This is a genomic window from Xenorhabdus sp. IM139775 (assembly GCF_028598745.1).
Lineage (GTDB): Bacteria > Pseudomonadota > Gammaproteobacteria > Enterobacterales > Enterobacteriaceae > Xenorhabdus.
Genome location: NZ_JAQRFK010000105.1, coordinates 1 through 7,493, shown reverse-complemented (window position 1 = coordinate 7,493; position 7,493 = coordinate 1). Strand labels below are relative to the sequence as shown.

Sequence of the window (7,493 nt, the reverse complement as noted above, 5' to 3'; positions counted from 1 at the left end):
TTATTTGCCGCCCATTCATCAACTTCTTTTGCCATCCATAGCATAGAACGGATACCCAGCCTGCGAGGTTTAGGAAAATTTCCCTGCCGAATCAAATGGTCGATTTGTGATTTTTCCAATCCGGTCTTCTTCATCACATAGTCCAGACGAATGAAAGTCAGAGTTTCCATCATTCCTGCCCTCCCTGATTGTAAACTCGTTCCACATAACGCCCACGACCATCCCCATGCCCCAAATCCATTGAGACCAATGCTCGTGCTTCTTGGTGGCTAAAGCCATTTTGTTGGTAAAACGCCAGTGCATCCTGTGCCCACGCATAACGCAAACTATGAGGAGAATGGCAGCCCGTTAAACCAATCCTTGTGGTATGGGTTCGCCAATAGTTCATGGCCTGTTTGAGATCCGGTTTATCAATCAACCTGCCACCTCGTTGTTCTGCAATAGCAATGGCCTGCTCTACAGCCTCTTTCACCGCAGCAACATCCAGTACACGGGTTTGTCTTGGCCGGCCGCCTTTTGTACCGAAAACAATATGAAGTTTCGGTTCTGGTTGCTCTAACTGCTTCCGCCAACTTTTCAATGAAACACTACATTGCACCGCTTCCTGAGAACGCAGCCCCATCAAGCGGGCAAGTTTCAATGTGACTGCAAACCCGGCATCACGCTCAAGTGCCTTCTGATACACAGTCTGAAACGTGGCATCAGGGATCGCCTGCTTCGTTCCGGCGCGACTGGCTCCATTTAATCCCAACGCCTTATTGCTCAAACTCGGAGAGGTTTCCAGTTTCTCCCGACCTGCTATGCGGAAAATATTACGCAGCGCAGACATTTCATTCTGCACTGTTCGTTTAGCAATGCCCTGAGATAGGCGGGCATCAACATAATGTTCCACATGCTTGGTTTTTAAATGACTGAGACTTTTAACCTGAATATTCAGGCTCAATAACAACGCGCCCAAACGCCCTGCAATCCGAGTGCGGTCATGGCAAGTTTTATGACTGCCGCCACCCTGCCGGGCAAAAAATTTCAATTCCTTAATCAATCGGCTCATCTGATTCCCCTACTTAATTAAAAATTGGCTAAAATAATCATGTTTAGATTTGGCAAGGTGTATGCAGCCTGATTTCTCCTTGGGTTTAAAGCCCGTTCAAAAGCGACCGGCGCATACACTGAGCCACTCATCTGAAACCCGAACAGTTGTCCGTACTCCATAACGCATTTGCAAGGATGGGTAATATGAGTCAGCCAAATCCACTCTGTGTTGGTATTGATGTTTCAAAAGCAACGCTTGATATCGCTGCCAGCAGTGATATTGCTCAGTTCACTGTCGGTAATGACTCTGACGGCTTTGATACCATTATTGCCGAACTCAAAAAATACCCCGTCGTACTGATCCTGATGGAAGCGACCGGTGGACTTGAGGCTGCCGTAGCCTGTGAGTTGCAGGCCAACGGTTTTGATGTCGCTGTGGTCAATCCTCATCAGGCACGAGATTTTGCCCGTGCTATGGGATATCTGGCAAAAACTGACCGTATTGATGCCAGAGCGCTCGCTCAGATGGCTGAAGTCATTAATCATCATCCTGAGCGGCAACGCTTTATCAGGGCCTTGCCGGATGCTGAGCGTCAGGTTCTTGCTGCCATTGTAGTGCGCAGACGTCAGTTGATTGCGATGATAGTAGCTGAACGTAACCGACTGCACCTCGCTCATCCACAAAGCAGGAAAAGCATTAATATTATTATCAAAGCATTGGAAGATGAGCTTGCCCGAATTGATACTGACATGAACAACCACATCCAGAATCACTTTAAAGAGCTTGCTGATCAACTGAGCCGTGTTAAAGGCATTGGAACCATGACTACCGCGGCTTTGATGGCGGAGGTTCCCGAACTGGGTAGTCTCTCGCGGCGTGAAATCAGTGCTCTTGTCGGTGTGGCTCCGGTTAATCGGGACTCGGGAACCATGCGGGGTCGACGAACCATCTTTGGTGGCAGGGCTGGCGTGCGAACCGCGTTGTATATGGCAGCCCTCGTGGCAACACGTTTTAACCCTGTGATAAAAGTTTTTTATGAGCGTCTGCTGGCCGCCGGAAAGCCCAAAAAAGTGGCGTTGGTTGCCTGTATGCGAAAGCTGCTGACTATCCTGAATGCGATGCTCAGGAAGAACGAAGAATGGGATGAATCTTACCATCAGGTTATTCCGTAATTTTGTTGGTCAAGACAGTTGCTTTTGATACTTTTTTAATCAATGAAATGCAGTGTCAGATGCATTGTGTGGTTAAGCAGGCATGAGCCTGTCATCGTCATGTTGCCCTTTTGCCGCGGCGTCACTTTCAGCGGTAAATCCGCAAAAAGTGATGCCTTAACGCTCGCAAACAGTCAGCAAAAGTAGAGCAAGCGTTGAAATGCCAATAGGCACAGCCAAACGCCACAAGGTTAAGGCTCAAACGGTAGCAATAAGCTAATTGTTTAGGTGTAAAGAAGCCGCCCGCTAAATATTTCAAGCAGACATACTAAGCATGAGCGAGATGCGCGAAAGCAATCCTGCTCATTGAGGTGAAATGAGATCGAGACGTAATTCAACCCCATAGTGCGTAAGGCTGATGGGTTTTATCACCTGACGCTAATGTGAAATGTAAGCAAATATTCTTGCTTACCTAAGAGTGGATCTTCCCCACCCTGAAGGCAGCTACGAAAGGTAATGAAAATCACAACCTAACGCGCCTAAGTACCGTTGGTACTCTATTAGTTAAAAAGACCTTCATCGCCGGACGGTGGGTTATGTGTCCGGCGATATCTGCTTCCAAAAGTGCGCAGATGTACCGCAATGTTCGCTCTCCCTTCCAGGCTACGGGAGTTTTTCTAGTCGCTCGAAAGCGCTTCCTTTCAGACTATAGGAAGCATTGGTGACCATCGGTGATGGTGATTGAACGAACTTAGATTAACTAATCTTTTTGATAGTGGCAAGTGAGAGGGAGATTTTTATAGACACACGAATAAGTCTTTTATCTCTGCGATCTACGCAATTATCCTAATCAAAGGAGCTTCTTTTCCTTATAAGGGTTCGTAATCTATAAAATAAAAATTGTAGTGTGTATAGTCAAATTTGATGGATTACTTTGTACAAAAGAAACTGCTGGTTTGAGTGATGACTAACTCGTTTTTGCCCCATGGGGTGTTGGTGCCGATAGCTGAATTACATCGGCAACCTATTTTTACAATACATAACATAAAATAATGCCCAGGTTATAGTAGCCATAGACTTATGCTCTCCATAACAACTAACTATTTAATACACGACCTTCATTAATACACAAACGTACAAGACAAATATTCTGTCATTAACTAAATATATTATTCACATAACAACACGTGGAGAATTGCTTAAGATGTTTGATACAAAAATTGCCTTTATAGTGCGGGATGATTTACAAACGTGGCAGAAACTTAATGTGGTTGCATTCCTTGCAACGGGCATTGCCTCATCTGCATCTGAGATTATAGGTATCCCATATATCGACTCGTCTGGCCATAAGTATGGAAGCATGTCTGGACAACCCATGCTTATTTTTGGGGCTGACCTCAATTCACTTCAAAATGTTCATAGAAAAGGCTTGGAGCGGGATCTTCTTCTAATTCCTTACGTCTACACAATGTTTTCAACAGGTCATGATGAAGCGAACCGAAAGGTTTTTTTAGCTGAAAATACTGATAATATGAATTTAGTTGGCCTCGCTGTGTATGGCCCAAAGAAATCTGTAGATAAGGCAATAAAAGGGTTATCTCTTCACAAGTGATTATTATGGTTCTATCTCATTAAGCTCCGTTTGGATAAGGTGGCTTTTTATTGATTGACCTGACGACAATGACTCGAAAAGCTTTCAAACGCCTGCATTCTCCTGCTGGTATTATCGCTCAGTGTGTTCACTGTTATCTGGCCTACGTACTGAACCTACGTAATCTGGAAGGATATAATCAACACCAACAAGTTAACCTTGGATACAGGGGTGAAAAAAGTGTGGATCCCAACAAATTTTCGGCATCACGATCCTCATTAGTTCCCAGAAACTGGAGGATCCATAGATGAAAGATATACCCGTTGGAGTAGATATCACAAAACATTTGATACAAATCCACTTCATCAGAGAACACACGGGTAAAGTGGTTAATAAACAAATTCGCAGGACTAATTTTCTGATGTTTTTCAATCAACGGGGACGGTACATAGTTGGCATAGAATTATGTGATGGTTCACAGTACTGAGCACGAAAACTGAAAAAGCAAGGGCATCAGGTGCGATTGTTCAAATTTGATTCGTTGAGGCCTTCGTAATGGGAAACAAAGATGATGTCTTGGATTATCTGGATGGCGGTTCAGCAGCTCAGTCCATCGGCTGCTATTAAAACAGAAAACCCGCAGGCCTATCCTATCCCTTCACTGCTTTCGTCAACAATTAGTAAAATTCAGAACGATCCAAATTAATGTCCTACATGGCCTGTTTCTTGAATTTGATGAAACTATGTATAAGGGTAAGCAATTTCCTGAGACACCGGAATGGCTAATTCTTTCTTATCCAGTAGTTTGGAGAACAGTATCTGCAAGTTGATAGGTTGGATAGATGACACCGAAAAATAGTTATTCTACCTAGATAGATAAGATGATACCTGTAAGAGATTGTTGAGAATTCCAAGTGTGAGGCCGTTAATCACGGCGGTGATGATGGGAGAAGCCTTCGCCTTTAAATCCGAGTGGGCTTCGCCACTTACGTGGGATTGGTTCCCAATCAAATTAGGGGCGAGGAGAAAATTCGCCTGCTGAGTATTAGCAAACGAAGAGATACTTATTTACGAGTCTTGTTTATCCACGGGGCACGGATGGTGACTTTACTAGCTAAAAGGCGGGAGCCTAGATAACCGAATTGAAAAAGCGACACCCCACAAATCTGGCTATGGTGGCGATAGCGAACAAATTGACCGTACGGTGTGGACACTTGCCGTTCATCACTGGGAATATCGGAAAGATTACGTCAGTCTCAGGCTATCTTGATTTACGCCAAATGCTGACAAATATTGAATTTGAATATAGATGAATACAAAAAAGTTGTGTGAGCACCCAGCGTGATGATAAAGATAGGTAAGACCTTGACTCATTAAATCTGAATATTCATTTGGACTTAAAGCCCGCAAGACGAATAAGGCATGAGTCAGCGAATCTCATAGTGGCGCACATTGCACTTATTGTGTTAATCCAGCGCCAGTAACGTAGGTTTGTAATAAGGACGGATATAGAGCTGCAATCTACCCATCAAAATCAAAACAACGAAAGCCTTACAAACGGGATGCGTTCATATAGATAAGCATAAAAAATAATGAGGGACTTACTCATGGCAAAACATATCGTATTCTCCGCTAACGGCGGCCCTGAAGTGCTCCAATATTGCGAATTTACGCCTGCCAACCCGGCTGATGACGAAGTACAGGTTGAGAATAAAGCGATTGGCATTAACTATATTGATACCTATATACGCTGCGGGTTATACCCAACAACCAATCTGCCCAGCGGAATAGGAACTGAAGCGGCAGGGTTTGTCTCCAAGATTGGGGCTAAGGTGACCTCCTTTAAAGTCGGCGATCGGGTAGTTTATGCACAATCAGGACTTGGCGCTTATAGTGAAGTTCATAATGTGGCAGAAAGAAAATTAGCACGGTTACCAGATACTATTTCGTTTGAGCAGGCTGCTGCATCATTTTTGAAGGGATTGACTGTTTATTACCTTTTCCGGCAAACCCATAAAATTCAGGCAGGGGAAACGTTCCTGTTCCATGCCGCCGCGGGAGGAGTGGGTTTAATTGCCTGCCAGTGGGCAAACGCATTGGGTGCTAAATTGATTGGTACAGTTAGTTCAGATGAGAAAGCGACTCTAGCCAAAGCTGTAGGAGCATATCAAACCATAAACTATAAGCGCGAAAATATTGTTGAACGTGTGTCGGAAATTACGGCAGGGAAAAAAGTCTCCGTCGTTTATGATTCTGTTGGCAAGGCCACATGGCTGGATTCATTGGATTGCCTGAAAAAACACGGCTTGATGGTCAGTTTTGGTAATACTTCTGGTCCTGTGACTGGCGTTGATTTGGGGATACTTAGCCAGAAAGGCTCACTGTTTGTAACCCGCCCAACGTTAAATGACTACATCACTACCCGTCAGGAATTGGATGAGGCGAGCAAAACATTATTTGAGCTGATTGCCAATGGCAAAATCAATATTGACGTATCTGAAAGCCAGAAATTCCCACTCAGTGAGGCAATCAAGGCACATCGTACTCTGGAAAGTCGCGCTACTCATGGTTCCAATCTGCTTATTCCTTAATTGCCTCTGGACGTTATTTCTGAACCTGAGCGGATTACATCCGCTCAGACCGCTGACAAACTGAAGTGGTCAATAAAAATTGGTCACAATCTTAGCGTTTTTCCAAAATAATCGTTCTGATTCGTTTGGTGTTAACCCATTGTTATACCAATGAGGACGAACTTGGCTGTAATAGCCTGTGATATAATGGATGATGGCGCGAAAAGCTTCACCAAAATTGGCATAACCTTCTTCAGGCACCCATTTACTCTTTAAGCGCCTAAAAAAGCGTTCCATCGGGCTATTATCCCAGCAATTTCCCCGGCGGCTCAGGCTTTGTTTGAGACCATAACGCCTCAATAACTGCCGGAAAGCTTTGCTGGTATAGTGACTGCCCTGATCACTGTGAAACATCACACCTTGTGGTTTTCCCCTTGATTCAAACGCCATGACCAAGGCTTTCTTTGTCAACTCAGAGTCCGGAGAGAACGACATCGCCCAGCCAACAGGCTGACGGGCAAACAGGTCAAGGACTACTGCCAAATAAGCCCAACGCTTGCCTGTCCAGATATAGGTGACATCACCGCACCAAACCTGGTTGGGCTCGGTGACGGTGAACTGACGGTCAAGGAAGTTCGGAATATCAATATGTTCTTGCTCCCGATGCGAATAACGGTGTTTTTTCTGCTGGCGACTGGTCAGTCCCATCTCAGCCATTAACTTTCCGGCCCGCCATCGGCCCAAGGGGAGGCCTTTTGCGGTCACCATAGTCGCAATGCTTCGTGCGCCGGCTGAGCCGTTGCTTTCGTTAAACGCTTCCCGGACCAGACTTTTGAGTTTAACGCGTTCAGCATCCGGTTTATTCTGCCGATGGTGCCAGGCCTGATAGCTACTGCGATAGACTCCGAACAGTTGACAAAGGAAAGCCACAGGATAAAGCACTCTGAATTGCTCGATTAACGAGAACTGTTCAGATAGTCCGACATCAAGAGTGCTGAGGCTTTTTTTAAGACTTCATTCTCCATTTCAATCCGTTGCAGTTTCTTTTTCAATTCACGGATTTCAATTTGCTCCGGCGTGATAGGCAGGGCGTTGGGGGATTTACCTTGCCGCTCCAGGGTCAACTGGCGAACCCAGCGCCCCAAGGC

General features: G+C 45.1%; 6 protein-coding genes and 2 pseudogenes. 5 read left to right on the top strand and 3 right to left on the bottom strand.

Annotated features, from left to right (window positions below; translation table 11 throughout):
* On the bottom strand, positions 1-170 hold a 170-nt coding region (locus tag PSI17_RS15415), incomplete at its 3' end, for an AlpA family phage regulatory protein (protein ID WP_273552821.1).
* Positions 170-1,051, bottom strand: coding sequence for an integrase domain-containing protein (locus tag PSI17_RS15410; protein ID WP_273552820.1), 882 nt, complete (start codon positions 1,049-1,051; stop codon positions 170-172). The genes PSI17_RS15410 and PSI17_RS15415, both read right to left, overlap by 1 nt.
* A 185-nt stretch (positions 1,052-1,236) precedes the next feature.
* On the opposite strand from PSI17_RS15410, the gene PSI17_RS15405 reads away from it, so the two are divergent.
* From PSI17_RS15405 to PSI17_RS15385, 5 genes and pseudogenes are all read left to right on the top strand, one after another.
* Complete coding sequence (locus PSI17_RS15405) at positions 1,237-2,205, top strand: IS110 family transposase (protein WP_273552819.1); 969 nt, start codon at positions 1,237-1,239, stop codon at positions 2,203-2,205.
* 1,183 nt (positions 2,206-3,388) lie between these two features.
* Positions 3,389-3,796: a DUF2000 domain-containing protein gene (locus tag PSI17_RS15400; protein ID WP_273552818.1), complete on the top strand. Its 408-nt coding sequence runs from the start codon at positions 3,389-3,391 to the stop codon at positions 3,794-3,796.
* A 68-nt stretch (positions 3,797-3,864) separates the two neighbouring features.
* Positions 3,865-3,966: pseudogene (locus PSI17_RS15395) on the top strand (IS6 family transposase); the annotation flags it as partial.
* A gap of 116 nt (positions 3,967-4,082) precedes the next feature.
* A pseudogene (locus PSI17_RS15390) lies at positions 4,083-5,045 on the top strand (IS110 family transposase).
* Positions 5,046-5,382: 337 nt separating this feature from the next.
* Positions 5,383-6,366 carry a quinone oxidoreductase gene (locus tag PSI17_RS15385; RefSeq protein WP_273552817.1) on the top strand — a complete coding sequence of 328 codons (984 nt, stop codon included), beginning with the start codon at positions 5,383-5,385 and terminating at the stop codon, positions 6,364-6,366.
* Positions 6,367-6,435: 69 nt separating this feature from the next.
* On the opposite strand, the gene PSI17_RS15380 is transcribed toward PSI17_RS15385, so the two are convergent.
* A protein-coding gene (locus PSI17_RS15380; RefSeq protein WP_273552816.1) for an IS3 family transposase occupies positions 6,436-7,493 on the bottom strand; the annotation gives its coding sequence in 2 pieces (ribosomal slippage) (positions 6,436-7,343 and positions 7,343-7,493; 1,059 coding nt annotated over the 2 pieces). This gene is flagged as partial in the annotation.

Bases quoted from the DNA above. Each gene is read 5' to 3' on its own strand.
- PSI17_RS15410 (WP_273552820.1), bottom strand. From the start codon at position 1,051: ATGAGCCGATTGATTAAGGAATTGAAATTTTTTGCCCGGCAGGGTGGC.
- PSI17_RS15405 (WP_273552819.1), top strand. From the start codon at position 1,237: ATGAGTCAGCCAAATCCACTCTGTGTTGGTATTGATGTTTCAAAAGCA.
- PSI17_RS15400 (WP_273552818.1), top strand. From the start codon at position 3,389: ATGTTTGATACAAAAATTGCCTTTATAGTGCGGGATGATTTACAAACG.
- PSI17_RS15385 (WP_273552817.1), top strand. From the start codon at position 5,383: ATGGCAAAACATATCGTATTCTCCGCTAACGGCGGCCCTGAAGTGCTC.